Source organism: Amycolatopsis sp. NBC_01307 (assembly GCF_035975215.1).
GTDB lineage: Bacteria > Actinomycetota > Actinomycetes > Mycobacteriales > Pseudonocardiaceae > Amycolatopsis.
In genome coordinates this window covers 683,950-708,923 of sequence record NZ_CP108403.1, presented here as the reverse complement: position 1 = coordinate 708,923, position 24,974 = coordinate 683,950, and the positions used below count along the sequence as shown (strand labels likewise).

General features: G+C 71.3%; 25 protein-coding genes and 1 pseudogene. 13 read left to right on the top strand and 13 right to left on the bottom strand.

The window, feature by feature from the left end; translation table 11 throughout:
- The first annotated feature begins 23 nt into the window (after positions 1–23).
- From OG439_RS03410 to OG439_RS03400, 3 genes and pseudogenes are all read left to right on the top strand, one after another.
- On the top strand, positions 24–458 hold the full coding sequence (locus OG439_RS03410; protein ID WP_247049174.1) for a PPOX class F420-dependent oxidoreductase: 435 nt from the start codon (positions 24–26) through the stop codon (positions 456–458).
- A 53-nt stretch (positions 459–511) separates the two neighbouring features.
- The gene (hemF, locus tag OG439_RS03405) at positions 512–1,456 is read left to right on the top strand and encodes an oxygen-dependent coproporphyrinogen oxidase (protein WP_326947854.1); all 945 of its coding nucleotides are present in this window, start codon (positions 512–514) and stop codon (positions 1,454–1,456) included.
- 164 nt (positions 1,457–1,620) lie between these two features.
- Positions 1,621–3,684, top strand: a pseudogene (locus tag OG439_RS03400) (PQQ-dependent sugar dehydrogenase); the annotation flags it as partial.
- A 58-nt stretch (positions 3,685–3,742) separates the two neighbouring features.
- On the opposite strand, the gene OG439_RS03395 reads toward OG439_RS03400, so the two are convergent.
- Positions 3,743–4,117: a hypothetical protein gene (locus OG439_RS03395; RefSeq protein ID WP_326947852.1), complete on the bottom strand. Its 375-nt coding sequence runs from the start codon at positions 4,115–4,117 to the stop codon at positions 3,743–3,745.
- Between the two features lie 105 nt (positions 4,118–4,222).
- Between OG439_RS03395 and OG439_RS03390 the strand changes: the two genes are divergently transcribed.
- Positions 4,223–5,344, top strand: a complete 1,122-nt coding sequence (locus tag OG439_RS03390) for a hypothetical protein (RefSeq protein ID WP_326947851.1) — start codon at positions 4,223–4,225, stop codon at positions 5,342–5,344.
- Positions 5,345–5,346: 2 nt separating this feature from the next.
- On the opposite strand, the gene OG439_RS03385 is transcribed toward OG439_RS03390, so the two are convergent.
- Positions 5,347–5,955 (bottom strand): TetR/AcrR family transcriptional regulator, encoded by a 609-nt coding sequence (locus OG439_RS03385; RefSeq protein ID WP_326947848.1) that lies wholly within the window; start codon positions 5,953–5,955, stop codon positions 5,347–5,349.
- An 82-nt stretch (positions 5,956–6,037) separates the two neighbouring features.
- Between OG439_RS03385 and OG439_RS03380 the strand changes: the two genes are divergently transcribed.
- Positions 6,038–6,916 carry a sterol desaturase family protein gene (locus OG439_RS03380; protein ID WP_326947847.1) on the top strand — a complete coding sequence of 293 codons (879 nt, stop codon included), beginning with the start codon at positions 6,038–6,040 and terminating at the stop codon, positions 6,914–6,916.
- On the opposite strand, the gene OG439_RS03375 is transcribed toward OG439_RS03380, so the two are convergent.
- On the bottom strand, positions 6,895–7,656 hold the full coding sequence (locus tag OG439_RS03375) for a GntR family transcriptional regulator (RefSeq protein ID WP_326947846.1): 762 nt from the start codon (positions 7,654–7,656) through the stop codon (positions 6,895–6,897). The two genes, OG439_RS03380 and OG439_RS03375, sit on opposite strands and share 22 nt — an antisense overlap.
- Positions 7,657–7,763: 107 nt before the next feature.
- On the opposite strand from OG439_RS03375, the gene OG439_RS03370 reads away from it, so the two are divergent.
- Positions 7,764–8,252: a glycine-rich domain-containing protein gene (locus OG439_RS03370; RefSeq protein ID WP_326947845.1), complete on the top strand. Its 489-nt coding sequence runs from the start codon at positions 7,764–7,766 to the stop codon at positions 8,250–8,252.
- On the top strand, positions 8,249–9,112 hold the full coding sequence (locus OG439_RS03365; protein ID WP_326947844.1) for a hypothetical protein: 864 nt from the start codon (positions 8,249–8,251) through the stop codon (positions 9,110–9,112). The genes OG439_RS03370 and OG439_RS03365 overlap by 4 nt, the downstream gene beginning before the upstream one ends.
- A gap of 19 nt (positions 9,113–9,131) precedes the next feature.
- On the opposite strand, the gene OG439_RS03360 is transcribed toward OG439_RS03365, so the two are convergent.
- The 5 genes from OG439_RS03360 to uvrC all read right to left on the bottom strand — a co-directional run bounded on the left by OG439_RS03360 (position 9,132) and on the right by uvrC (position 15,205).
- Complete coding sequence (locus OG439_RS03360; RefSeq protein WP_326947843.1) at positions 9,132–10,175, bottom strand: glucosyl-3-phosphoglycerate synthase; 1,044 nt, start codon at positions 10,173–10,175, stop codon at positions 9,132–9,134.
- A gap of 168 nt (positions 10,176–10,343) precedes the next feature.
- The gene (whiA, locus tag OG439_RS03355; protein WP_247049167.1) at positions 10,344–11,339 is read right to left on the bottom strand and encodes a DNA-binding protein WhiA; all 996 of its coding nucleotides are present in this window, start codon (positions 11,337–11,339) and stop codon (positions 10,344–10,346) included.
- On the bottom strand, positions 11,339–12,331 hold the full coding sequence (locus OG439_RS03350) for a gluconeogenesis factor YvcK family protein (RefSeq protein ID WP_247049166.1): 993 nt from the start codon (positions 12,329–12,331) through the stop codon (positions 11,339–11,341). Before OG439_RS03350 ends, whiA begins: the two co-directional genes overlap by 1 nt.
- Position 12,332: 1 nt before the next feature.
- Positions 12,333–13,190, bottom strand: coding sequence for an RNase adapter RapZ (gene rapZ, locus OG439_RS03345; protein ID WP_247064155.1), 858 nt, complete (start codon positions 13,188–13,190; stop codon positions 12,333–12,335).
- Between the two features lie 41 nt (positions 13,191–13,231).
- A complete protein-coding gene (uvrC, locus tag OG439_RS03340) occupies positions 13,232–15,205 on the bottom strand; it encodes an excinuclease ABC subunit UvrC (RefSeq protein ID WP_247049165.1) in 1,974 nt (657 codons plus the stop codon).
- 229 nt (positions 15,206–15,434) lie between these two features.
- On the opposite strand from uvrC, the gene OG439_RS03335 reads away from it, so the two are divergent.
- From OG439_RS03335 to OG439_RS03325, 3 genes are all read left to right on the top strand, one after another.
- On the top strand, positions 15,435–16,157 hold the full coding sequence (locus OG439_RS03335) for a S1 family peptidase (protein WP_326947842.1): 723 nt from the start codon (positions 15,435–15,437) through the stop codon (positions 16,155–16,157).
- Between the two features lie 71 nt (positions 16,158–16,228).
- Positions 16,229–17,008 carry an exodeoxyribonuclease III gene (locus OG439_RS03330; RefSeq protein WP_326947841.1) on the top strand — a complete coding sequence of 260 codons (780 nt, stop codon included), beginning with the start codon at positions 16,229–16,231 and terminating at the stop codon, positions 17,006–17,008.
- A 42-nt stretch (positions 17,009–17,050) separates the two neighbouring features.
- Complete coding sequence (locus OG439_RS03325) at positions 17,051–17,695, top strand: SecDF P1 head subdomain-containing protein (protein WP_326947840.1); 645 nt, start codon at positions 17,051–17,053, stop codon at positions 17,693–17,695.
- Here OG439_RS03325 and OG439_RS03320 read toward each other — a convergent pair.
- The 5 genes from OG439_RS03320 to rpe form a co-directional block, all read right to left on the bottom strand.
- Positions 17,692–18,087, bottom strand: coding sequence for a PH domain-containing protein (locus OG439_RS03320; RefSeq protein ID WP_326951481.1), 396 nt, complete (start codon positions 18,085–18,087; stop codon positions 17,692–17,694). The genes OG439_RS03325 and OG439_RS03320 overlap by 4 nt on opposite strands.
- Before the next feature lie 59 nt (positions 18,088–18,146).
- The gene (gene ribH, locus OG439_RS03315; protein ID WP_247049162.1) at positions 18,147–18,653 is read right to left on the bottom strand and encodes a 6,7-dimethyl-8-ribityllumazine synthase; all 507 of its coding nucleotides are present in this window, start codon (positions 18,651–18,653) and stop codon (positions 18,147–18,149) included.
- On the bottom strand, positions 18,650–19,984 hold the full coding sequence (locus OG439_RS03310) for a bifunctional 3,4-dihydroxy-2-butanone-4-phosphate synthase/GTP cyclohydrolase II (protein WP_326947839.1): 1,335 nt from the start codon (positions 19,982–19,984) through the stop codon (positions 18,650–18,652). Before OG439_RS03310 ends, ribH begins: the two co-directional genes overlap by 4 nt.
- On the bottom strand, positions 19,977–20,618 hold the full coding sequence (locus OG439_RS03305; protein WP_326947838.1) for a riboflavin synthase: 642 nt from the start codon (positions 20,616–20,618) through the stop codon (positions 19,977–19,979). Before OG439_RS03305 ends, OG439_RS03310 begins: the two co-directional genes overlap by 8 nt.
- An 87-nt stretch (positions 20,619–20,705) precedes the next feature.
- Positions 20,706–21,377: a ribulose-phosphate 3-epimerase gene (gene rpe, locus OG439_RS03300; protein ID WP_247064151.1), complete on the bottom strand. Its 672-nt coding sequence runs from the start codon at positions 21,375–21,377 to the stop codon at positions 20,706–20,708.
- Between the two features lie 121 nt (positions 21,378–21,498).
- Between rpe and OG439_RS03295 the strand changes: the two genes are divergently transcribed.
- The 3 genes from OG439_RS03295 (at position 21,499) to phoA (ending at position 24,903) form a co-directional block, all read left to right on the top strand.
- Positions 21,499–22,698, top strand: coding sequence for a sensor histidine kinase (locus OG439_RS03295; RefSeq protein ID WP_326947837.1), 1,200 nt, complete (start codon positions 21,499–21,501; stop codon positions 22,696–22,698).
- Complete coding sequence (locus tag OG439_RS03290) at positions 22,695–23,354, top strand: response regulator transcription factor (protein ID WP_326947836.1); 660 nt, start codon at positions 22,695–22,697, stop codon at positions 23,352–23,354. Before OG439_RS03295 ends, OG439_RS03290 begins: the two co-directional genes overlap by 4 nt.
- 157 nt (positions 23,355–23,511) lie before the next feature.
- Positions 23,512–24,903 carry an alkaline phosphatase gene (gene phoA, locus OG439_RS03285; RefSeq protein ID WP_326947834.1) on the top strand — a complete coding sequence of 464 codons (1,392 nt, stop codon included), beginning with the start codon at positions 23,512–23,514 and terminating at the stop codon, positions 24,901–24,903.
- The last annotated feature ends 71 nt before the right edge of the window (positions 24,904–24,974 follow it).

The window sequence follows — 24,974 nt, the reverse complement described above, 5'->3', positions numbered from 1 at the left end:
GGTGACAGGTTAACGTCGCTCTCATGCGTGAGATGAGCCGTGACGAGTGGTGGCAGTTCGCGTCCGAAGGCACCCGGACGGGCATGCTCGGCCTGGTCAGGAAGGACGGCTCACCGATCGTGACGCCGATCTGGTTCCTGCTGAACGAGGGCCCGGACGGCGACGAGCTGATCTTCACCACCGGCACCGAGACGCTCAAGGGCAAGGCCATCGCGCGCGACGGGCGCATCTCGCTGGCCGTCGACGACCAGCGCCCGCCGTTCTCCTACGTGCAGTTCACCGCCGAAGCGCGGCTGACCCAGGACGACGACATGCTGGCCTGGGCGACGCGGCTGGGCAGCCGGTACATGGGCGCCGAGCAGGGCGAGGCGTACGGCAAGCGCAACGCCGTCCCCGAGGAGTCACTCGTCCGGGCGAAGCTCACGAAGGTGATCGCCCGCGCGGACATCGCCGGCTGAACCCGCCGCCCACCTGCGGATCGCTGCTAATCTCGCCGTGGGGGTGGGGTTTCATGCTTTCAGGTGGGAACAGCAGGCGCGAAGCCGTGACGGCGATGGTGAACGCCGGGCAGCGCGAACTGGTCGCCGAGCTCGAACGGCTGGACCGCGGGGCCCGCTTCGGCCGGTCGGGGTGGGAGCGGCCCGGCGGTGGCGGCGGGCAGGCGCGGCTGCTGGAGAACGGTGACGTCTTCGAGCGGGCCGGCGTCAACTGCTCGGCGGTGCACGGCGACCGCCTGCCCGAAGCGGTCGCGCACCAGCACGGGCTGGACCCGGGCAGCGCGTTCTTCGCGACCGGGCTGTCGGTGGTGATCCACCCGCGCAACCCGTACGTGCCGGCCTTTCACGCCAACTTCCGGTACTTCGAGTCCGGTGACACGTGGTGGTTCGGCGGCGGCGCGGACCTGACGCCGTGCTACGGCTTCGCGGCCGACGCGACGCACTTCCACCGCGCGCTGAAGACGTACTGCGACACCTTCGACCCGGCCTTCCACGCGCAGGCCAAGCGCGCCTGCGACGAGTACTTCACGCTGCCGCACCGCGACGAGACGCGCGGGGTCGGCGGCATCTTCTTCGACCACCTGCACCCCGAGGGCCCGGACGGCTGGCACCGCGCGGCCGCCTTCGCCGCGGCCGGCATCGCCACGATCGCGCCCGCGTACCTGCCGATCGTGCGGCGCCGCAAGGACCTCCACCACGGCGACCGCGAGCGGCAGTGGCAGCTCTACCGCCGCGGCCGCTACGTGGAGTTCAACCTGGTGCACGACCGCGGCACCCGGTTCGGGCTGCAGACCGGCGGGTACGTCGAGGCGATCCTGATGGCGCTGCCGCCGTTGGCGCGCTGGGAGTTCGAGCTGACACCGGAGCCGGGCAGCCCCGAAGCGGCGCTCGCGGAGTTCCTCGTGCCGCGCGACTGGGCGGGTGAAGAAGCCCACCCGGAGACCCGGGTGGCAGGCTGACAAGGGGTTCGCGCTGGGCCGTCCGGGCGCTTCCGCCCCGCTGAGCGGGACGCCGGTTTTCACCGTGGGTGAGGGCGGGTGTCCGGTATTGACACGACCCGCCCGGACAGTGTGTGATCTCCTCCATAGATAGGAAACTTTCCTAACTATTTCTGGAGGTCCCCGTGGCACCCCGCCCCCCGTGGCGCGTGGCTGTGGCCGGTACCGCCGTCGCGGCGCTCGGCTTCAGCGCGTTCACCCCCTTTGCTTCAGCGGCCACCACCGCGGCGACGGACTACGAGTCCGAGAGCGCCGTGATCTCGCAAGGCGTCGTCGAGTCGAACCACGCCGGCTACTCCGGCACCGGGTTCGTCAACTTCGACAACGTCGCCGGGAGCTACGTCGAGTACTCGGTGAACGCGGCACAGGCCGGGACGCACACGCTGACCTTCCGCTACGCCAACGGAACCGCCGACAACCGGCCGGTGAAGCTGATCGTCGACGGCGGCGACAAGGGCACCGTCGACTTCCCCGCCACCGGCGCGTGGACGACGTGGCAGACTGTCACCGCGACCGTGCAGCTGACCGCCGGGATCAACAAGGTGCGCACCACCGCGACCACCGCCAACGGCGGGCCGAACGCGGACAAGCTCACCGACACGTTCACCGCGCCGAGCGACAGCGAACCGCCGTCACCGCCGTCGAACCTGGCCGCCAGCAACATCCTCCCGACCGCCGCGACGTTCTCCTGGACCGCCGCGACCGACAACGTCGGCATCGTGCGCTACGAGATCAACCGCGGCGGCAACGTCCTCAAGACCGTCGGCGGGACCACGACGTCGGCGACCGTGGACAACCTGACGCCGAACACCGCCTACGACATCTCGGTGGGCGCGTACGACGCCGCGGGCAACCCGTCGCAGCAGAGCAACGTCGTCGCCTTCACGACGCCGCCGAGCACCGACACGACCCCGCCGAGCGTGCCGGGCAGCCTGCGCTCCACCGGCGTCACCGCGAACAGCGTTTCCCTGGCCTGGAACGCTTCCACGGACAACGGCGGCACGATCTCGGCCTACGACGTCTTCCAGGGCGCCACGAAGGTCGCGTCCACGACGTCGCTCACCTCGACGGTGACGAACCTGAACCCGAACACGTCGTACACGTTCACGGTCAAGGCGCGGGACCCCAACGGGAACAGCTCCGCCGCGAGCAACGCGGTGACCGTGAAGACGAGTGCGCCGGGCGGCGCCGGGGGCATCCCGGAGTACGACAAGGACATCACGAAGGTCGACCTCGGCTGGGCGGTGGACTTCCTGCCCAACGGCAACGCGCTGGTGACCGAGCGGGACCGGTTCGAGATCCTGCTCGTGACGCCGTCCGGCCAGAAGACCACGCTGGGCACGGTGCCGGGCGCGGTGACCACCACCGGCGAAGGCGGCGTCCTCGGCCTGGCGATCTCGCCGAACTGGGCGAGCGACCACGCGATCTACGTCTACCACACGGCTTCCGGCGACAACCGGATCGTGAAGATGACCTACGACGGCACCACGCTGTCCTCGACGTCGACGCCGGTGCTCACCGGGATCGCGAAGAACCGCTACCACAACGGCGGCCGGATCAAGTTCGGCCCGGACGGCAAGCTCTACGCCACCGTCGGCGACGCGAAGAACAGTGACAACGCGCAGAACAAGAGCTCGCTCAACGGGAAGATCCTGCGGCTCAACGCCGACGGGTCCGCGCCGAGCGACAACCCGTTCTACGCCACCGGCGGCCCCGCGCGGTACGTCTGGAGCTACGGCCACCGCAACCCGCAGGGCCTGGCCTGGGACTCGCGCGGCCAGCTGTGGGCGGCGGAGTTCGGCGAGAGCAGCCTGGACGAGCTCAACCTGATCCAGAAGGGCGGCAACTTCGGCTGGCCCAGCTGCGAAGGCACGCAGGGCAGCTGCAGCGGCTTCATCGCGCCGAAGAAGACCTGGCCGACGTCGCAGGCCGGGCCGTCCGGCGTGGAGATCGTCAACGACTGGATCTACATCGCCGGCGTCACGGGCAAGCAGCTGTTCGCCACGCAGATCAACGCGGCCGGCACCGGCGTCGGCACGGTCTCAACGCTGTTCTCCGGCCGCTGGGGCCGGCTGCGCTCGGTGACGAAGACGCCCGACGGCGGCCTGTGGCTGACGTCCACGAACAACGACATGAACGGCGGCACGCCGAGCGTCCTGGACAACGTGATCGTCCGGCTGAAGTTCCCCGCCGCCCACTGACCGCGGCTGGGGTGACCGGAGCGGCGCCGGTCACCTCAGCCGCGCTTCACACCGGCTCGGCAGTGACCTGCACGAGGTGGGCGTCCACGTCGAAGCCGTGTTCCTCCAGCCGGCGCCGGGCGAGCAGGCGTTCGTCGGCGGTGAACAGCGCTTCGTACTCCGGCCGGAGCATCGTCGCCTCGGAGCTGCGGGCGAGCTGGTTCTTCTCCCAGAGCAAGGCGAACCCGCCGGCGGTCCCGGCCCCGCGCAGCAGCCGGCGCGCGGCCTCGACGCCGCCGTGCTCGCGGACCATTCGTTCGAACTGGAGCGGCCGATAGCCGTAGTCGGTGGCGAGGACCCGGCAGCCGTCGAGCAGGTCATCCGTGAACCGCCGGGCCAGCCGCCGATCCGCGGCGGGGATGGTTTCGGGCAAGTCGGACATTCGACACCTCTCGACGGGACACCTATCCCTTTGAGTCGCGCGGGACCCCCGTTTCGCTACGTCGTGACGGCGAAAACTGTCGGTCCCTTCTGCAAAGGTGGGCCCATGCGCACCGTGGTCGACGGCGAAGCCCATGTCCACTATGGACAGATCTACGTGCACAGCGAAGGAGGTGATCCGTTCGAAGGCGACCTGACGGCGTGTTTCGCCGGGCAGCGCAACGGGTTGTGCGGCGCCGCCTTCCCGGGCACGTTGTTCCTGATCACCGGCCTGCACACCGGAAACGTCGGGTTCACCGCCGAAGTCCACGACACCGGACCGCCGCTACCGCCCGGAGCCGGTTGGGAAGACGTCGTCGAGGCGTCGTTCCACGCCGGCGGCGTGACCCGGCTCGTCACCTGGGGCGGCGAGAACGCTTGGGACCTCGAACTGTCACCGGGCGACTACCGCGTGCGCTACAGCGGGTCCAGGATGGACGCGGGCCGCGACCGCGACACCCGGCTCGACGGCGAACCCGCGCTGGACCGCTACCTGCTCCAGTTCTGGCCCGCGCCACCAGGGCCTGACATCGTTGTCCGGCAAGGCAGCGCGATCGCCGGGTACTGGCACGGGTTCGCGCGGGAGCAGCCGGCTCCCGCGGAGCACGCCGCGGCCCAGGCCCGTCGCCGGGAAGAGCGCGAGCGACTGGCGGCGGCGGCTCGCGCGGCGGCCGAGCACGAGCGGCTGCGGCGGGAGTGGGGTGGTTCAGTGCCGTCCGAACGCATTCTGAACCTGCCGTACACGCTGCGTGAACTGGCCAAACAGGACCGCGGGTTCATCGCGGACGCGACCGGCGCCGCGCCGGGGACACAACGCGCGCTCACCCACTGGCTGGCCCACCACGCCTACGAACTGGCCGGGTTGGACCGAGTCGCCTGGATCGCCGAGGGGTTGCGCGCGCTCGACGAGGGCCGCGCACTGCCACCGCCGTTCGACGACTGGACGGCCGCGTGGGATCGCCTGCTGAGCGATCCGGCGGTGCCGCACACGCTGGTCCGCACGCCGGATGGGCGGCACGACAACGCGTTGCAGCAGGCGATGGCGTTCCCGGCGCTGTTCGCCGCGGTGAAGGAGGATCCGCTGGAGGCGCTGGGTCAGGTCCTGTCGGCAGCCTTGGTGACTCACGGAGGTGATCACACGGCCCTCTTCGCGGCGGCACGCGCCGCGTTCCCCGGGCTCGGCGGCTGACGTCACCAGCCGAACAGGCGGTCCATGATCCGCGCGCAGCGGTCGGTCATCGCGGTCGCGTCCTCGTCCGGGCGGTCGATCCACCAGCTGATCAGCGAGTCGACCACGCCGGTCCAGACCTGGGCGACGGCCTCGATGTCGACCGGGTCGGCCAGCCCGCGCGACGTCATGAGCTGCGTCGCGCCCACTACCGCGAACGCGTCCAGGCGGTGCCGGTAGTCGGCGGCCGCCGTGGCGATGTCGCCGCTGGCCGGCACCGTCGCGTCGCGCAGGAGGCGCCACGCGTAGCGGTCGTGGTCGAACGTCGCGAAGATCGCCGAGAGCACCTTCAGCGGCATCCGGTCGGGCTCGCCGCCGGCCGCCATGGTCGTCGCGACGCCCTCGGTCAGCCGGTCGCCGGCGCGGTGCAGGCAGGCGAGGTACAGGCCGTCCTTCGAGCCGAAGTACTGGTACAGCAACGGTTTCGTGACGCCGACCCGGCGCGCGATCTCGACCATCGACGCGCCCGCGTACCCGGCCCGGCCGAACTCCTCGGTGCCGGCGACGACGAGCTGCGCCTCGCGCTCCTCGCGGGGCATCCCCTTGGTCCCGACCGGTCTTGACTCCGTCACGTCCGAGACCCTACCGTGCGTAAAGTGACCCGAGGGTAAGTTACCGTCAGGTCAGATTTCAGAGTCGGATCTAGGAGGCGACGTGGCCGAGTTCCTGGCGCACCTGCGCGACCCCGTGCTGTTCGCGATCCCGGTGTTCCTGCTGTTCGTGACGATCGAGATCGTCGCCGTGCACGTGCTCGGCCACGACGACAACGTGCTCGGCTACAGCCCCGCCGACACCCGCACGAGCATGCTGATGGGCACCGTCTCGGTCGGCGTCAACGCGCTGTTCCGGCTGGTGATGCTGGTCGTCTTCGCGGCGCTGTTCGAGCTGGCACCGGTGAAGTTCGACCCGCGCGACTGGTGGACGTGGGTGCTCATGCTGCTCGGCCAGGAGCTGGTGTTCTACGCCTACCACCGGGCGAGCCACCGCGTCCGGCTGCTGTGGGCCGGGCACCAGGTGCACCACTCGAGCGAGCACTACAACTTCTCGACGGCGCTGCGCCAGAAGTGGACGCCGTACTTCCAGCTGCCGTTCTGGTCGGTGCTGGCGTTGTGCGGCATCCCGCCGTGGATGATCCTGACCGGCCTGTCGATCGACCTCGTCTACCAGTTCTTCGTGCACACCGAGAAGATCGGCAAGCTGCCACGCTGGTTCGAGTACGTCTTCAACACGCCGTCACACCACCGCGTCCACCACGGCAGCGACACCGAATACCTCGACGCCAACTACGGCGGCATCTTCATCGTGTGGGACCGGCTGTTCCGCAGTTTCGTCCCGGAGGGCAAGCGCCCGACGTACGGGCTGACGAAGAACATCACCACGCACAACCTGCTGAAGGTCGGCTTCCACGAGTACGGCTCGATCCTGCGCGACCTGCGCGGCGCCCGGACGTGGCGCGAGCGCGCGGGTTTCGTGTTCGGGCCGCCCGGTTGGCAGCCCGTCGAAACCCGCCTTCAGTCAGCGGCCCATTCGTAGGACAGCTGGTAGCGATCCGCCGCCAGGACCATGTCGTTCAGCTCCAAAGGCGTTCCGTCCTCGCGACACGCCACCCGAGTCACGGTCACGACCGGAACCCCTTCGGCGAGTTGAAGAAGCGACGCCTCATCCGGGGTCGGCATCCGCGCACCGACGTGCTCCGCGAACGACGCCGGCCGGTGGCCGGCTTCTTCGAGCCGGGCATAAGTGCCACCGGACCCGGTGTCGATCTGTTCGATCGCGGTGTCGCGGGTGAGTTCACGAGGCAGCCGCGACACCGCGAGCTGGACCACGAGCCCGTCGGCGCGCATCACCCGGTCCCGCACCGTGATCTCCGCGCCGGCCTCGATCGCCAGATAGCCGGCCACACGGTCGTCAGCTTCCTCGAAAGAGACCTTCACCGACGTCGACGGCGTGAAGCCACCGGCCGCGGCATCCGCAAGGAAAGCGCCCCGGTCGCGCTCACGCGCGTCTCGCGAAAGCCGGGACCTCGCCAGCCGTCGAATGCTCGTCGGCGGGCGCACGAACACGCCCCGCCCGTGCTCGGAAGTCACCAAGCCCTCGGATCGAAGCATGTTCACCGCGTCCCGGACCGTCGGTCGCGAGACGCCGTACTTCTCGACCAGGTCACGCTCACTGGGGAGTTGGTCACCCGGCGCCAGCCGGCCAGAGGTGATCTTCTCGCGCAGATCGGCCGCGACCTGCCGAAAAGCGGGAACTCCACTTCTGCGATCCACCATGCGGCCATCCTTCCACTGGGCAACTCGTCTTGACCAGTTGGCGTCCACGTGTCACGGTACTGGTACTGACGTCTTTACCAGTTAGCCGTAAACTGTAAGGAGAAGTCATGACCATCGCCACCGAGAGCGTCGCCGCCCGCACACTGGTCCCGGAAGAGCTCTTCGACCGGCTGACAAACCGGATCGCCGCCGAGGAAGGCCTGCCACGGGTGTTCGCGGCGCGCATCATGGATCAGGCGCTCGCCTTCCTCAGCGCGTGCGCCGCCGATCGCGCTTCCCGGCTCTCTCCGTCCCCGCTCGTCGACATCGGGTGGCACACGTTCATCCTCCACACCCAGGAGTACGCCGAGTTCTGCGGCCGGGTCGCGGGCGGCTACATCCATCACGTGCCGAACGACGGCCTCGGCGATCACGACTCCGGTGTGGCGAACCGGCACGCCGAACTGGCCTGCTCGGTGTCCGCGATCGTGTCGGCCGGGTTGCGGGTGGATCCGGATCTGTGGACGATCGAGGCCGCCAGCTGCACCAGCGGGGACGACGGTTGCCGCGCGTCCGGTAAGGACGGCAACGAAAACACCGACACGAACGGCAGGTGACCGACCTGAACGGCTGGTGGGAGTTGCCCCAAGCGGTCCGTGACGTGGTGGAGCACCACCTCGGCCCAGTCGGCGAAGTCGTCCCGGCCGAAACCCTGAGTTCCAGTCTCGCCATGACCGTGCTGTGCGACGGCCGTTCTCCGGTTTTCCTCAAGGGAGTCCGGGGAGTTTCGCCCGCGATGCGGTGGCTCCGCAACGAAGTCGAGACGGCGGCTCTCGTCTCCGGCCTCGCGCCCGAAGTCCTGTTCCACGAAGACATCCGGGACAGCGACGACTGGCTGATCGCCGGGTTCGCGCATCTCGGCGGGCGACCGGCGAAGCTGGGACCGGGATCACCCGATCTACCCGCGGTCGCCGACGCGCTGAACCGGATCGGCGCGATCGAGGCGCCTCACCTGCAGTCACTCGCCCACCGGTGGCGGAATTGCTGGTGGCGGCACATTGCCGAGACACGACCGGATCTTCTCGGCCGGTGCGACGTGGATCGGCTGGCGGCCTGGGAGGCAACGGCTCCCGGACTGCTGACCGGAAACCGTCTCCTCCACACCGATCTTCACGGAGACCAGTTCCTGCTCGGCGAAGACGGCGAATTCCGTGTCGTGGACTGGGGATGGCCGGCGTCCGGTGCGCCGTGGATCGATCCGGCGTTCATGGTCATCCGGCTGATCGAAGCGGGCCACGAGCCGGCCGCCGCCGAGGCGTGGGCGGCCGCGCACACTCGCTGGGCTTCGGCGGCGCCGGAATCGATCACCGCGTTCGCCGTCTACGTCGCCGGGCTGTGGACCGGCAAAGCGGCCGCCGAGCCGCTCGCGCGGGTGGCCCGGGACTACGCGAACCGGCGGCTCACCCTGGCCGGCTGACCAGGGCGAGCCGCAATGGTCACGCGGTGTCCTGCAGGTCCAGCTCGTTCTCCGGGCGCAGCGTCACCGGCAGGCTCGCCAGTGGCGGGCGCTGCGGGGACGTCAGGTCCGTCAGCACCAGCTCGCGCTCGACGCCGCCGGCGGATGCGCCTCGCTGGAACTGGGCCAGCATCGTGGCCGGCGGGATGGCCGTTACCAGCCTGCCGTAGCGCTCCAGGCGGTCGAACAGCGTCTGCATGATCTGGCCCGACATGCGGCCCAGCGCCTGGGTGCTCTGGTGGCGGTGCACCCGGTGCCCGAGGTCGACCTGGGCCAGCGAGTCGAGCCCGCGCAGTTCGAGCAGGTCGATCAGGTGGCCGATCTCGACGCCGTAGTTGACGACGAACGGGATGCTCTCCAGCACCTCGCGCCGGCCCGCGTACTCGCCCGCGAGGGGCTGGACGAAGCCGGACAGCTCGGGCCAGAACATGTTGATCAGCGGCCGCGCGACGAGCTCGGTGACCCGGCCGCCGCCTTCCGGCTCGCTGCCCGCCGCGCCGTTGAGCGGGCGGTGGTAGAAGCCCTTGACGTAGGCCACCGACGGGTCGGTGAGCAGCGGGCCCAGCAGGCCCGTGACGTAGTCGGTGGTGAAGTCGTAGAGATCGCCGTCGACGAAGACCACGAGGTCTCCGGTCGTCGCGGCGACGCCCTTCCACAGAGCCTCACCCTTGCCTTGCAGCCCGTCGAGGGCCGGGAACACGGCGTCCTGCGCGACGACCCGCGCGCCGGCCGCCGCGGCCACCTCGGCGGTGGCGTCGGTCGAGTGGCTGTCGACGACCAGGATCTCGTCGACGAGCCGGTGGTGTTCGTGGAGTTCCTCGCGGATGGCGGTGACGATCGCGCCGACCGTCGCTTCCTCGTTGCGCGCGGGGATGACCACCGAGACGGTCGTGCCGCGTTTGGCCTCGACCAGCTGGTCCGCCGTCCAGTCGTCGGCCCTGCTGCTGCGCCGGGCGAGCCAGGTGCCGACCTCCGGCGACACCTGCAGCTGCGCGCGGTCATTGCTGTTCCGGCTCGTGCGCATGCGTTCCCCTTCCCTCGTTCGGCGTACTCCCTCCCGACCGAGGTTCGACGCGGCGCGTTTCGGCGACCACTCCCCCGTGCTACCGCGGTGTTACGAGTTCGGCGCCGCGGCACCGATCCCGTTAACCGCGCGGACGGAAAACGGCCTGACCAGCACGGCGGGGCCGGGTCAGGCGTCTTCCTCTTCCTCGAGCATCTCCGGGGTGACCGCGGACTCGGTGTCCGGGATGCTCAGGTCCTTCGCCCGCTTGTCCGCCATCGCCAGCAGGCGGCGGATCCGGCCGGCGACCGCGTCCTTCGTCATCTGCGGGTCCGACAGCTGGCCCAGCTCCTCCAGGGACGCCTGCCGGTTGGACAGCCGGAGCTTGCCCGCCGCCAGCAGGTGGTCCGGGGCCGTGTCGCCGAGGATCTCCAGGGCGCGCTCGACCCGGGCCGCCGCCGCGACGGCCGCGCGGGCCGACCGGCGGAGGTTCGCGTCGTCGAAGTTGGCCAGCCGGTTCGCCGTCGCCCGCACCTCGCGGCGCATCCGGCGTTCCTCCCACTGCAGCACGCTCGTGTGCGCGCCGAGGCGCGTCAGCAGCGCGCCGATCGCGTCACCGTCGCGGACCACGACGCGGTCGGCGCCGCGGACCTCGCGCGACTTCGCCTGGATGCCCATCCGGCGCGCGGCACCCACCAAAGCCAGTGCCGCCTCCGGGCCGGGGCACGTCACTTCCAGTGACGACGAACGGCCCGGCTCCGTCAGGGAACCGTGGGCGAGGAACGCTCCGCGCCACGCCGCTTCGGCGTCCGCCACGCCGCCGGACACCACGGCCGCGGGCAGCCCGCGCACCGGCCGGCCGCGCTGGTCGATCAGCCCGGTCTGCCGGGCCAGCCCCTCGCCGTCCTTGACCACGCGCACCACGTACCGGGTGCCCTTGCGCAGCCCGCCGCTGGCGGTGATGACGTGGACGTCGGAATGGTGGCCGTAGAGCTCGTGGATCTCCTTGCGCAGCCGTCGCGCGACCGAGCCCGTGTCCAGCTCCGCTTCGACGACCACCCGGCCGGCCACGATGTGCAGCCCGCCGGCGAAGCGAAGCAGCGACGCGACCTCCGCCCGGCGCGGCCCGATCTTCGTGATCTCCAGCCGGCTCAGTTCGTCCTTCACCGCGGCGGTCATCGCCATTACTGCCCCTCCCTGCCTTGTGCTCCTCCCCCGTGCTCCCCGCCCCTGCCGAGACCGAGAGCCTCCCGCATACACCTCGCGAGCGCATCAGGATCATGCCGTCCCGCCACTTCCGGGTCGGCCACCGCCCCCAGGTGCGCCCGGCCGCCGAGCCGCTCGGCCGCGCGCCGGAGATTCGCCGGGTCGGGGACCGAATCGCGGTCCGCGATCACCGCGTCCACCCGCAGATCGGGCGCGTGCTCGGACAGGACGTCCAGGTGCCGCTCCGGGGAGAACCCCGCGGTTTCCCCCGGCTGGGGGACAAGGTTGAGCACGAGCACCTTCGTCGCGGTGGTCTTGACGAGCGCGTCGTGCAGGCCCGGCACGAGCAAATGCGGTAGCACGCTCGTGAACCAGGAGCCGGGACCGAGGAACACGACGTCGGCCGCCAGCACCGCGTCCACCGCTTCGGCGCACGCCTGCGGCGGCCGCCCGGACCGGCCCGGCGTGTGCAGGCTCACGCGCTGCACCTGCCCCGGCGTCGAGGCCACCGCGACCTGACCGCGGATCGTGCGCAGCGCCGCCGGGTCCTCGCTGTCGAGACCGCTGACCTCGCCCACGATCTCCAGCGGCTCCGGCGACATCGGCAGCACCCGGCCGGAGACGCCGATCAGGCGGCACGCCTCGTCGAGCGCCGCCACCGGGTCGCCGAGCACCTCGAACAGCCCGGCCAGCAGGAGATTCCCCACCGCGTGCCCGGCCAGCGCGCCGTCGCCGCCGAAGCGGTGCTGGAACACCTCGGCCCAGAGCGTGCCGCCGTCTTCCGCGGCGAAGGCGGCGAACGCCTGCCGGAGGTCGCCCGGCGGCAGCAGCCCGAGCTCGCGCCGCAGCCGGCCGGACGAGCCGCCGTCGTCGGCCACGGTGACGATCGCGGTGACGTCGGGGGTCACCCGCCGCACCGCGGACAACGTGGCGTGCAGTCCGTGGCCGCCCCCGAGGGCGACCGCCCGCACGTTATTCACGACCAAGGTCGCGGTGCACCACCTTCACGGCCATTCCGTCCTCTTTGGACAGACGCTGGGCGAGCTCGACCGACAGCGCCACACTGCGGTGCTTGCCGCCGGTGCAGCCGACGGCGAGGGTCAGGTACCGCTTGCCCTCGCGCTTGTAGCCGGCGCCGATGAGCCGCAGCAGCTGGTGGTAGCGGTCGAGGAACTCCTCGGCGCCTTCCTGCGAGAGCACGTAGTTGCGGACCTCGCCGTCGAGGCCCGTGTGTTCGCGCAGCTCCGGGATCCAGAACGGGTTCGGCAGGAACCGGACGTCCATCACCAGGTCCGCGTCCATCGGCAGGCCGTACTTGTACCCGAACGACAGCACGGTGACGCGGGTCTGCGTGCTCGCCTCGGAGCCGAAGGCGTCCTCGATCTTGGCGCGCAGGTCGTGCACCGACAGCGACGACGTGTCGAGCACCAGGTCGGCCTCTTCGCGCAGCGGTTCCAGCAGCACGCGCTCGGCCGTGATGCCGTCGGCGAGCCGGCCGTCACCCTGCATCGGGTGGCCGCGCCGGACGGCCTCGAAGCGCCGCACCAGCACGGCGTCGGTCGCCTCCAGGAACAGCACGCGCGGCTTGTACCCCCGCGCGTCCAGGTCCTTGATCACCGAGGCGAGGTCGTCGGTGAACGCGCGCGAGCGCACGTCCATCACCACGGCCACCTTCGTGATCGCGCCGCGCGCCTGGGCGCCCAGCTCGACCATCGTGGCGATCAGCTCCGGGGGCAGGTTGTCCACGACGAACCAGCCCAGGTCCTCCAGGCACTTGGCCGCGGTGCTGCGGCCCGCCCCCGACAGCCCGGACACGACCGCGACCTCCATGCCGGAGCCGCGGACATCTTCTTGCGCACTCACTGTCTTTCCTACTCCCCTGTCTTCGTGCCCTGGCCCACGCCGGACTCCCCGGCCAGCGCGGCGACCACGGCCTCCGCGGTGCGCCTGCCGAAGCCGGGCACCGCCTCGATCTCTTCGATCCGGGCCTGCTTGAGCTTCTTGACCGAGCCGAAGTGCTTGATCAGCGCGGTGCGGCGAGCCTGCCCCAGCCCGGGCACACTGTCCAATTCGGACGCCTGCAGCCGCTTGGAGCGCTTCTCGCGGTGGTAGGTGATGGCGAAGCGATGCGCCTCGTCACGGAGCCGCTGCAGCAGGAACAGCCCCTCCGACGTCCGGGGCAGGATCACCGGATCGGGGTCGGCGGGCAGCCACACCTCTTCGAGCCGCTTCGCCAGCCCCACCACGGAAATGTCGGTGATGCCCAGTTCGGCCAGGACGTCCGCGGCCGCCGTGGCCTGCGGGCCCGCGCCGTCGACGACCAGCAGGTTCGGCGGGTAGGCGAATTTGCGCGGCCGGCCGGTCTCCGGGTCGAGGCCCGGCTTCGACGAGTCGATCGGGACGTCGGCGCCTTCGGCCGTTTCCTTGAGGTAGCGGTTGAACCGCCGCCGGACGACCTCGGCGATCGACGCGACGTCGCCCTCTTCGGCCGCCTCGCGCAACGCGAAGCGCCGGTACTCGGACTTGCGCGCCAGCCCGTCTTCGAAGACGACGAGCGACGCCACGACGTCACTGCCCTGGATGTGGCTGATGTCGATGCACTCGATGCGCAGCGGCGCGGTGTCGAGGGCCAGGAAGTCCTGCAGCTCGGTGAGCGCCGCCGAGCGCGCCGTGAGGTCGCCCGCGCGCCGCAGCTTGTGCTGGGTGAACGCCTCCCCCGCGTTGCGCTGCACCGTCTCGGCGAGGGCCTTCTTGTCGCCGCGCTGCGGCACCCGCACCTGCACCCGCGAGCCGCGCAGCCCGGTGAGCCACTCCGCCAGCGCGTCGGCGTCCGCGGGCAGCTCCGGGACCAGGACCTCGCGCGGGACGGCCGGCCCGGCGTCGACGTTGTCGCCGGCCTCGAGCTCGGCCTGCTCGCCGTAGAACTGCGTGATGAAGTGGTCGACCAGCGCCGGGACGTCCATCTCCTCGGCCTTGTCGATGACCCAGCCGCGCTGGCCGCGGACCCGGCCGCCGCGCACGTGGAAGACCTGGACGGCGGCCTCGAGGTCGTCGTGGGCGAACGCCACGACGTCGGCGTCCGTGCCGTCGCCGAACACCACGGCCTGCTTCTCCATGGCGCGGCGCAGCGCGCCGAGGTCGTCGCGCAGCCGGGCCGCGCGCTCGAACTCGAGCTCCCCGGACGCGGCCGCCATCTCCGCTTCGAGGCGCTTGATCATGCCGTCGGTCTTGCCCGCGAGGAAGTCGCAGAAGTCCTCGACGATGTCGCGGTGCTCATCGGCCGAGACCCGCCCGACGCACGGCGCCGAGCACTTCTCGATGTAGCCGAGCAGGCAGGGGCGGCCGATCTGGCCGTGGCGCCGGAACACCCCGGCCGAGCAGGTGCGCGCCGGGAACACCCGCAGCAGCAGGTCGAGGGTCTCGCGGATGGCCCACGCGTGCGAGTACGGCCCGAAGTACCGGACGCCCTTCTTGCGCGCGCCGCGGTAGACGAACAGGCGCGGGAACTCCTCGTTGAGCGTGACCGCCAGGACCGGGTAGCTCTTGTCGTCGCGGTAGCGGACGTTGAACCGCGGGTCGAACTCCTTGATCCAGTTGTACTCGAGTTGGAGCGCTTCGACCTCGGTGGTGACGACGGTCCACTCGACGCTCGCGGCCGTGGTCACCATCTGCCGGGTGCGCGGGTGCAGGCCCGAGAGGTCGGCGAAGTAGGAGTTCAGTCTGCTGCGCAGGCTTTTCGCCTTGCCGACGTAGATGACCCGCCTGGTCGCGTCGCGGAACTTGTACACGCCGGGGGCATCCGGGATGCTCCCCGGCGAGGGACGGTAGGTGGTCGGGTCAGCCACGCCCCCAAGAGTATGGGTCGCCACCGACAGTTCTCGGTGGCCCCCCGGTCTGCCGCGGCCGGTCGTGAGTGGTTAGGGCGGTTAGAACCGCCCTAACCACTCACGAGCGGCTCGCCCGCCGGAAGTAGGGTGTTCGTCCGCTTCCGACCTTCGTCGGTGTCCCCCTGCGTGACGCGGTGGTTACTTTCCGACCCAGCAGGATCGGGTCCCATCCGAAAGGATCACCGCCGTGAGCTTTCTCCGTGTCCTTGGTGCCGCCTCAGCGGCGGCCGTCGCGCTGACCCTCGCGGGCGGCGCCGCCGCTTCGGCCGGCGTCCAGCCGAACATCGTCGGCGGCGGCACCGCCCCGACGGTCTCCTGGGGCGCCCAGGTGTACGTCAACACGCCCGGCCGCGACTTCCAGGGCTTCAACTGCTCCGGCACGGTCATCGCCTCGCGCTGGGTGATGACCGCGGTGCACTGCCTCGACGAGGACGGCTCGGGCATGCACGTCAAGGTCGGCACCAACACGCTCTTCGCCGGCACGCAGATCGCCGTCGACCGCAAGTACGAGTCCCCGAACGGCGACATCGCGCTGCTGCACCTGGCCTCGGCGACCAGCGCCGGCCCGATCTCGCTGGGCAGCGCCGACCCGTCGACCGGCAGCACCAACCAGCTCTACGGCTGGGGCCGCACCACGCCGACCGGCCCGCCGGCGTCGGCGCTGAAGGTGGCGAACGTCCAGGTGACCGGCCGGTCGTCGGACGCCTACGGCGGCCGCGCGATCCAGAGCGTCGGCATCAACGGCTCGGCCTGGAAGGGCGACTCGGGCGGCCCCGAGGTCTCGAACGGCGTCCAGGTCGGCGTCGCCTCGACGGTGCAGAACCAGAGCGGGACCAACACGCGCGGCACGAACAACTACGCGAGCGTGGCGTCGAGCCGGTCCTGGATCCGGACGACGGCCGGCGTCTGAGGTTCCTCCGCGAAAGGGGCGGCCGCTCGTGCCGCCCCTTTCTTGTCGGTGCCGTATGGGATGCTCGCGGCATGCGGATCGCCACCTGGAACGTGAACTCCATCCTCCCGCGGCTGCCGCGCGTCCTGGACTTCCTGGAGAAGACCGCGCCGGACGTGCTGTGCCTGCAGGAGCTGAAGAACACGACGGAGAAGTTCCCGGCCGCCGAGGTCGAGGCGCTCGGGTACGAGGTGGCCGCGTACGGGCTGGGCCAGTGGAACGGCGTCGGGATCGTCTCGCGGGTCGGGTTGTCCGACGTGGTGCGCGGGCTGCCGGACGAGCCGGAGTACGACGGCGCCGCCGAGGCGCGCGCGATCGGCGCGACCTGCGGCGGTGTGCGGGTGTGGTCGGTGTACGTGCCCAACGGGCGCGAGCCGGACAACCCGCACTACGCGTACAAGCTGGAGTGGCTGGAGTCCCTGCGGTCGCTGGCGGCGTCGGAACTGTCGTCCGGCGGACCGTTCGCAGTGCTGGGCGACTTCAACGTCGCCCCGACGGACGCCGACGTCTGGGACATCACGCTCTTCGCGGAGTCGACACACGTGACACCCCCGGAGCGCGAGGCCCTGGCGCGGCTGCGGAAGCTGGGCCTGACGGACGTCTTCCCGAGGCCGCTGAAGTACGACCACCCGTTCACGTACTGGGACTACCGCGGGGGCAACTTCCCGAACAACAAGGGCATGCGGATCGACCTGGTGTACGGGAACGAAGCGTTCACGGGAGCGGTCACGGACTCCTATGTGGACCGCGACGCCCGCAAGGGCAAGCTCCCGTCGGACCACGCACCCATCGTGGTGGACCTGACCCTCTGAGAATCGCGTAACAGCGGAGTCCGTCCCGCCGACTCGGGACTCATGCGCTTCGCGGTGGTGCTCTCGGCGGTCGCCCTGGTGACGTTGTCGGCGGGGTGTGACGCCGTCGTCGGCGGACAGGCGGTGCCCGCGCCGGTGAAGTCGTCCTCAGCCGCGGGCGCCCGCGGCCCGGCATCGCTGGAGTTCCGCGAAGTCGTGGCCAACGCTTCGCGGGTCGGCGGCGCCGGAACCGGCCCGCCTCCTTCGCAGGCTGCCCGGCAGAGCACCGGCGTGGCCGAACAGACGGCAGCCGTGCGGGCGATCGACTGCACGCCGGGCAGGGCGGATCCGCTGGCCGGACACGACGACCGGACCTTGCCGCTGGTCACGTGCGGGCAGACCGATGACACGGCCTACCTGCTCGAACCGGAGTTCCTTCCCGGAAGCGAGGTGGCCGACGCGACGTCCGGCTACGACACGCAGCGCGGACAGTGGATCGTGTATCTCGAGTTCAAGTCCGAGGGTACGAAGATCTGGGCCGATTTCACGAGCAAGAACGTCAACCAGCAGGTCGCGATCGTCGTGAACAGCCAGGTCATCTGGGCGCCGAACATCCAAGTCGCGGTCCTCGACGGCAACACCCAGATCACCGGCAAGTTCACCGAACAGCGCGCCCAAGAACTGGCCAGCCAACTCTCCGGTCGTTAGCCGCCGGTGGCGGTGCGGTGCAGCTTTCGCAGTGCGCGCACCGCTTCCACGGCTCGGGCGCGGTCCACCGACTGCACCGCCATCACCGCGTGGTACTCGTCCTCCGGCAGCTCCAGCCGCGCCCACGACGCGCCGTCCGGGAAGCTCACCGACAGCACTTCGCTCCACGCGAAACGTCGCGTCATCAGCACGTTGCGGACTTCGATGCCCTCGGCGTCGGCCCGGACCCGGGCGATCGCGAACAGCATCACGCCCGCCGCGAGCAGGATGCCGATGCCCACCATCGCGGCCTGGTCCGAACGCTGGAAGTGCACTCCGGTGTTGCCGTTGCGCAGCAGGATCGCCACCACGATGAACACCGCCAGCAGCGCCACCGCGAGCACGCTGCACATGATCAGCGCGCGGCGCGGGCGGATGACCAGGGTCGCCGACGAAGATGAAGTAGCCACGCTCACACGAAACCCCGCTCGGTCCACGGCTGGCGCAGGCTCCGCAGCGCGTGCGCCGTGTCGAGCGCCGCGACCGCGGCCTCGTAGCCCTTGTCCTCCTTCGAACCGGGGCGGCCCGAGCGGTCCAGGGCCTGCTCCTCGGTGTCACAAGTGAGGACGCCGTTGCCGACCGGGGTGCTCTCGTCGAGGGCCACCCGGGTCAGGCCCGCCGTCACCGCGTCGCACACGTACTCGAAGTGCGGGGTGCCACCGCGGATGACGACGCCGAGCGCGACGACGGCGTCGTGGTTGCGGGCCAGGGCCTGCGCCACCACGGGCAGCTCGATCGCGCCCGCGACGCGCACGACCGTCGGCTCTTCTTCGAGTTCGGCCTCGCGGGCCGCGGCCAGGGCTCGCTCCAGCAGCAGGTCGGCGATGGGCGCGTTCCACTTGGTGGTGACGATGCCCAGCTTCAGCGACTTGCAGTCGGAGAGGTCCAGCTTGACCTCCGGTCGGCCTTCACCGCTCACAGCGTGCCTCCCTCGGGGTGCTCGGTGCCGGCGCCGACCTGGTCGTAGTGCTCCAGCTGGGCCAGGTCGTGCCCCATCCGGTCGCGCTTGGTCCGCAGGTAGCGCAGGTTCTCCGGGTTCGGCGAGATCGGCAGCGGCACCCGCCCGGTGACGCGCAGGCCGTAGCCCTCGAGGCCGATCCGCTTGGCCGGGTTGTTCGACAGCAGCCGCATGGTGCGGACGCCGAGGTCGCAGAGGATCTGCGCGCCGGTGCCGTAGTCGCGGGCGTCGGCGGGCACACCCAGCGCGAGGTTGGCGTCGACGGTGTCGGCGCCGTCGTCCTGCAGCTGGTAGGCCTGCAGCTTGTGCAGCAGGCCGATGCCGCGGCCCTCGTGGCCGCGGATGTAGAGCACCACGCCGCGCCCTTCGGCGGCGACCGCGGCGAGCGCTGCGTCCAGCTGCGGGCCGCAGTCGCAGCGCAGCGAGCCGAAGACGTCGCCGGTGAGGCACTCGGAGTGGACGCGCACGAGGATGTCCTGGCCGTCGCCGATCTCGCCGTAGACGAACGCGACGTGCTCGATGCCGTCGAGCAGCGAGTCGTAGCCGACCGCGCGGAACGTGCCCGCGGACAGCGGGATGCGCGCCTCGGCGACCCGCTCGACCTGCTTCTCGGTGCGACGGCGGTAGGCGATCAGGTCGGCGATGGTGATGATCGCCAGGCCGTGGTCGGCCGCGAAGACCTCCAGCTCGTCGCGGCGGGCCATGTCGCCCTCGTCCTTCTGCGACACGATCTCGCAGAGCACGCCGGCCGCGTTCAGCCCGGCCATCCGGGCCAGGTCGACCGACGCCTCGGTGTGCCCGGGACGGCGGAGCACGCCGCCCTCCTTCGCGCGCAGCGGGACGACGTGACCGGGACGGCGGAAGTCCTTCGCGGACGACGCCGGGTCGGCGAGCAGCCGGATGGTGTGCGCGCGATCGGCGGCGGAGATGCCGGTGCTGATGCCGTCGGCGGCGTCGACCGTGACGCTGTACGCGGTGCCACGCGCGTCCTGGTTCGTGTGGTACATCGGCGGCAGGTCCAGCCGGTCCGCCTCGGCCTCTGTCAGCGCGACGCAGACGTAGCCGGAGGTGTAGCGGACCATGAAGGCCAGCAGCTCCGGGGTCGCCTTTTCCGCCGCGAAGATGAGGTCGCCCTCGTTCTCGCGGTCTTCGTCGTCGACCACGACGACCGCACGGCCCGCTCCGATGTCCGCGATCGCCCGCTCGATGGCGTCGGCGTCGAACACCGCCCCGGTGCCGCACGGGGTCCAGCCCGCTTCGGGCTCTGCCGCACTCGACTCAGGCTCACTCATGACCGCTCCGCTCCTCTGTGCCGCCGCCGTCCCGATTCTGCACCTGGTCGCGGATGTGTGCCTCGGCCAGCTTTTCGACGTACTTCGCGACCACGTCGACCTCCAGGTTGACCAGGTCGCCGGCCTCGCGGCCGCCGAGCGTGGTCACCTCCAGGGTGGTCGGGATCAGCGCCACCGCGAACCGGTCGCCGGTGATCGCGGCGACGGTCAGCGAAATGCCGTCCACCGCGATCGAGCCCTTCTCGACCACGTAGCGCGCCAGGTGCTCCGGCAGCGCGAACGTCGTGACGCCGTTCTCGTCGCGCGAGAGGAACACACCCGTCCCGTCGACGTGGCCCTGCATGATGTGCCCGCCGAGCCGGCCGCCGGCCGGGGTGGCGCGCTCCAGGTTGACGCGGTCGCCGACCGCGACCTTCGCCAGGCTGGAGCGCTGGAGCGTCTCGTCGACGACGTCGACGGTGAACTCGCCGCCGGCGACGTCGACGACCGTCAGGCAGACGCCGCTGACCGCGATCGAGTCGCCGTGTCCGGCGTCGCTCGTCACCAGCGGCCCGCGCACCCGCAGGCGCGCCGCGTTCGTCATCTGCTCGACCGCGACGACCTCGCCGATCTCCTCGACTATGCCGGTGAACACGTCCGCTGCCTCCTCGTAGCCGGGTCCCTCTCCATCCAACACCCGAGGCGCTCGCAGGGCTTCTCCGCCCGCGCCTCGGGCGGGGATTCAGCCCGCTCGGAAGCGCGCGGCCTGTTCGCGCAGGGCGGCGACGGCCTTCCCGGGGTCGCCGGCGCCGTAGACGGCGGACCCGGCGACGAAGCAGTCGACGCCCGCTTCGGCGGCCTGTTCGATGGTCTCGGCGTTGATCCCGCCGTCGATCTCGACGACCAGCTTCAGGTGCCCGGTGTCGACCAGCCGCCGCGCGGTGCGGACCTTCTCCAGGACGTCCGCGATGAACGACTGCCCGCCGAAGCCCGGCTCGACCGACATCACCAGCAGCGTGTCGTAGTGCTTGAGCGCGTCGAGCCACGGCTCGAGCGCGGTGCCCGGCTTGATCGACAGGCCGGCCTTCGCGCCCGCGGCGCGCAGGTTCTTCGCCAGCGCGACCGGGTCCTTCGCGGCCTCGGCGTGCACCGTCACGTTGTAGGCGCCGGCCTCGGCGTACCCGATCGCCCAGCGGTCCGGGTCGTCGATCATCAGGTGGCAGTCGATCGGCACGTCCGTGCTCTTGAGCAGCGCCTTGACCACGGGCAGGCCCAGGGTCAGGTTGGGCACGAAGTGCGCGTCCATGACGTCGACGTGCACCCAGTCGGCGCGGTGGTCGCCGGGGCCGGCCACGGCGGCGATCTCCTCGCCGAGCCGGGCGAAGTCCGCGGAGAGGATGCTGGGGGCGATCAGGGGTCGGTCTGCCACATCCCGAGTGTAGGAGGCTCGCGCTAACGGTCGCTAACCGGTTGTGACCAGAATCTGGCTCCCGAGAGGGAGGTCACCCCGCTACCGGCCGCCTTACGCTCGCCGCATGTCCGGATTCCTCCTGTCCCTGACGCGGATCGGCAGCTACCGCAGCCTGCTCCACGCCGCCGCGGGCGCCGCCATGGCGGTGCCGGTGGCCCCCTTCGCCCTCGCCGTGGCGGTGTCCTTCGACGTCGATTCCCGGCTCCGGGCGCTCATCGCCCTGCTTGCCCTCGCCGCGCTGATGGGGCTGCTGGGCCTGCTGGGGCCGGTGCGGCGCCTCGGCGTCGGCCTGGCGAACACCCTGCTCGGCACCGGCGTCCCGGCGCCCGAGCGGCACCCGGGTGCCGGGGCGCGGCTGCGCTCGGGCCTGTGGCTCGCGCTGCACACCGCGGCCAGCGGCATCCTGTTCACCGTGCTGGCCTTCCTGGGGCTCGGGGTGCTCGTGCCCGCGGTGTGGCTGGCGGGTGGCCAGGACCGGATCTCGCTGTTCTGGTCGGACGTCCCGCTCGGGGCGTGGACGCTCCCGTTCGGGCTGGTGGCGGTCGTCGCGGCGCTGGTGCTGACCGCGGCCGCCACCCTGGGCCTCGGCGTCGGCGCGGCCGCGCTGCTGGGGCCGTCCGCGGCCGAGCGCGCGGCGCTCGCCGAACGCCGCGCCGCCGTGCTCGCCCAGCGCAACCGGCTGGCCCGCGAGCTGCACGACTCGATCGGGCACACGCTGACGACGTCGACGCTGCACGCGGCGGCGGCCGCCGACCTGGTCGAGGCGGACCCGGCCCAGGTGCGGCGCGCTCTCGGCACGATCGAAGAAGCCTCGCGCAGCGCGCTCGAAGACCTCGACCACGTCCTCGGCCTGCTGCGCGAGGAGCCGGCCGCGAAGGAGCCGACGCGCACGTTGACCGAGGTGGACGTCCTGGCCGTCCGTGCCCGCGACGCCGGGCTCGACGTCCGGCTGACCGTCCGCGGCCCGGTCGGCGCGCTGCCCGCCACGGTGTCGCGCGAGGGCTACCGGATCGTCCAGGAGGGCCTGACCAACGCGCTGCGGCACGCCGGGCCGGGCCGGGTGGACGTCCGTGTCGAGGCCGGGCCGGACCGCTTGGAGATCGCGGTCGTCAACCCGCTGGACGGGGAAGGCGCACGCTCGGGACGGCACGGACTGGAGGGGCTCGCGGAGCGCGTCGAGGCCCTGCGCGGCGAGCTGGCCGCCGGACCGGACGGCGAGCGGTGGCGGCTGAGCGCGACCATCCCGCTGCGGGCGGGCACGTGAGCCCGACCGTCCTGCTGGCCGACGACGAACCCCTGGTCCGCGCCGGCCTGCGGGCCCTGCTGGAGCAGCAGGGCCTGACGGTCGTCGGCGAGGCGGCCGACGGCGCCGAGGTGCTGCCCGCCGTGCGCCGGACCGCGCCCGACGTCGTGCTGATGGACGTCCGGATGCCCGGCACCGACGGCATCGAGGCGACCCGGCAGCTCCTCGGCGCGCTGGCCGACCCGCCGAAAGTCCTCGTCGTCACGACGTTCGACAACGACGACTACGTGCACGAGGCGCTGCTGGCCGGGGCCAGCGGGTTCCTGCTGAAGCGGGCGCGCAAGGAGGAGATCGCGCACGCCGTGCGGACCGTCGCCGCCGGGGAGTCACTGCTGTTCCCGGAGGCGATCCGGCGGCTGGTGAGCGCGCGGGCGCCCGGCGGGGCGCACGCGCGGGCGGCGAAGAGGCTGACCCGGCGCGAGGCCGAGGTGCTGCGGCTGATCGCCACCGGACTGTCCAACCAGGACATCGCCGCCGCGCTCGTGATCAGCCTCGAAACCGTGAAGACCCACGTGGGCAACATCTTCGGGAAGCTCGGCGCGGGCAACCGCAGCCAGGCCGTGGTCATCGCCTACGAAGCGGGCGTCGTCCGGCCGGGACACCTCGCCGGTCAATAACCGACGTGCTCCCGGTCACCCACGGGAAGCCAGGTGTTCGGCCAGCCGCCACCTGCCGCTCACCTCGCGTCCGCGCACGGCACACGTGCAACCGGACTAATAACCCGTGTCCGGAATCCGGACCTTTTACTTCCCGAAGTCCCCGAAGAGGAGAAACATGGCTTCGCTGCTCACCGGCCGCCGCCGGTGGCTGGTCGCGGGCGCGCTCGGCGCCGCACTGGTCGCCGCCGCCCCCGTTGCCCTGGCCGCCACCGGCTCCGGCCCCGCCGACGCGCGCTCGGCCGGCACCGGTGACCGCACCGGCGACGTCCGCTCCGCGATCCAGGGCGGCAGCGCCCGCAACGTCATCCTGTTCATCGGTGACGGCATGGGCCAGTCGGAGATCACCGCCGCCCGCAACTACGAGCGCGGCGCCGCGGGCCGGCTCGCGATGGACGAGCTGCCCCTGACCGGCGACTACACGACCTACGCCGTCGAGCAGAACAACCCCGGCAAGCCGAACTACGTGACCGACTCGGCCGCGTCCGGCACCGGCTGGGCCACCGGCACCAAGTCCTACAACGGCGCGATCTCGGTCGACGCGTACGGCAACGACGTGCCGACGATCCTCGAGATCGCCAAGCGCAACGGCCTGCGCACGGGCGACGTCACGACCGCCGAGGTCCAGGACGCCACCCCGGCCGTGCTCGGCTCGCACGTCGTCAGCCGCGACTGCAAGGGCCCGGTCGAGACGACCGCGAAGTGCGCGAAGAACGCCAAGGAGAACGGCGGCCTCGGCTCGATCTCCGAGCAGCTGGTACAGTCCCGCCCCGACGTCCTGCTGGGCGGCGGCGCGACGTACTTCGACCAGAAGGTCACGGCCGGCAAGTTCAAGGGCAAGACGGTGCTGGAGCAGGCCAAGGCGGCCGGCTACAACGTCGTCAACACCGCGGCCGACCTGGCGGCGGCGAAGAAGGGCAAGCCGGTCCTCGGCCTGTTCGCCAAGAACAACCTGCCGGTGAACTGGACCGGCCCGGCGGCCGTGCACGGCGGCACCGCGCCGGCCCGCTGCACCCCGAACGCGGCCCTGCCCAAGGCCCAGCCGAAGCTGGCCGAGCAGACCCGCAAGGCGATCGAGCTGCTCGAGGACCGTCGCAGCGACAAGGGCTTCTTCCTGCAGGTCGAGGGCGCGAGCATCGACAAGCAGGACCACGCGGCCGACCCGTGCGGCCAGATCGGCGAGACGGTCGACTTCGACGCGGCGATCGCGGCGGGCACGGCGTACGCCCGCAGCCACCCCGACACCCTGGTGCTGGTGACCGCCGACCACGGCCACAGCAGCCAGATCGTCGAGCCCACGGCCACCCCGGGCCTGACCGCGACGCTCGTCACCAACGAGGGCGCGAACATGACCCTGGCCTACGGCACCGCGGAGACGGGCGGCTCGCAGTCGCACACCGGCACCCAGGTGCGCATCGCGGGTCTCGGCCCGCAGGCGGCCAACATCGTCGGCCTGACCAACCAGACCGACCTGTTCGGCACGCTGAAGCGGGCTCTGCGCCTGCGCTGACGCTTCATGGTGGGGCAGGCCCCCGGATCCATCGGGCGGCCTGCCCCAATGCCCCTGGCGCCGGTGCTCCC

Excerpts from the sequence above, each read along its gene's own strand:
- OG439_RS03310 (WP_326947839.1), bottom strand. The coding sequence starts at position 19,984 with ATGAGTGAGCCTGAGTCGAGTGCGGCAGAGCCCGAAGCGGGCTGGACC.
- OG439_RS03410 (WP_247049174.1), top strand. The coding sequence starts at position 24 with ATGCGTGAGATGAGCCGTGACGAGTGGTGGCAGTTCGCGTCCGAAGGC.
- phoA (WP_326947834.1), top strand. The coding sequence starts at position 23,512 with ATGGCTTCGCTGCTCACCGGCCGCCGCCGGTGGCTGGTCGCGGGCGCG.
- OG439_RS03375 (WP_326947846.1), bottom strand. The coding sequence starts at position 7,656 with ATGGTGGATCGCAGAAGTGGAGTTCCCGCTTTTCGGCAGGTCGCGGCC.
- hemF (WP_326947854.1), top strand. The coding sequence starts at position 512 with ATGCTTTCAGGTGGGAACAGCAGGCGCGAAGCCGTGACGGCGATGGTG.
- rapZ (WP_247064155.1), bottom strand. The coding sequence starts at position 13,190 with ATGGAGGTCGCGGTCGTGTCCGGGCTGTCGGGGGCGGGCCGCAGCACC.
- OG439_RS03395 (WP_326947852.1), bottom strand. The coding sequence starts at position 4,117 with ATGTCCGACTTGCCCGAAACCATCCCCGCCGCGGATCGGCGGCTGGCC.
- whiA (WP_247049167.1), bottom strand. The coding sequence starts at position 11,339 with ATGGCGATGACCGCCGCGGTGAAGGACGAACTGAGCCGGCTGGAGATC.
- OG439_RS03330 (WP_326947841.1), top strand. The coding sequence starts at position 16,229 with ATGCGGATCGCCACCTGGAACGTGAACTCCATCCTCCCGCGGCTGCCG.
- OG439_RS03370 (WP_326947845.1), top strand. The coding sequence starts at position 7,764 with ATGACCATCGCCACCGAGAGCGTCGCCGCCCGCACACTGGTCCCGGAA.
- OG439_RS03295 (WP_326947837.1), top strand. The coding sequence starts at position 21,499 with ATGTCCGGATTCCTCCTGTCCCTGACGCGGATCGGCAGCTACCGCAGC.
- OG439_RS03325 (WP_326947840.1), top strand. The coding sequence starts at position 17,051 with ATGCGCTTCGCGGTGGTGCTCTCGGCGGTCGCCCTGGTGACGTTGTCG.
- OG439_RS03360 (WP_326947843.1), bottom strand. The coding sequence starts at position 10,175 with ATGCGCACGAGCCGGAACAGCAATGACCGCGCGCAGCTGCAGGTGTCG.
- OG439_RS03390 (WP_326947851.1), top strand. The coding sequence starts at position 4,223 with ATGCGCACCGTGGTCGACGGCGAAGCCCATGTCCACTATGGACAGATC.
- OG439_RS03320 (WP_326951481.1), bottom strand. The coding sequence starts at position 18,087 with ATGTGCAGCGTGCTCGCGGTGGCGCTGCTGGCGGTGTTCATCGTGGTG.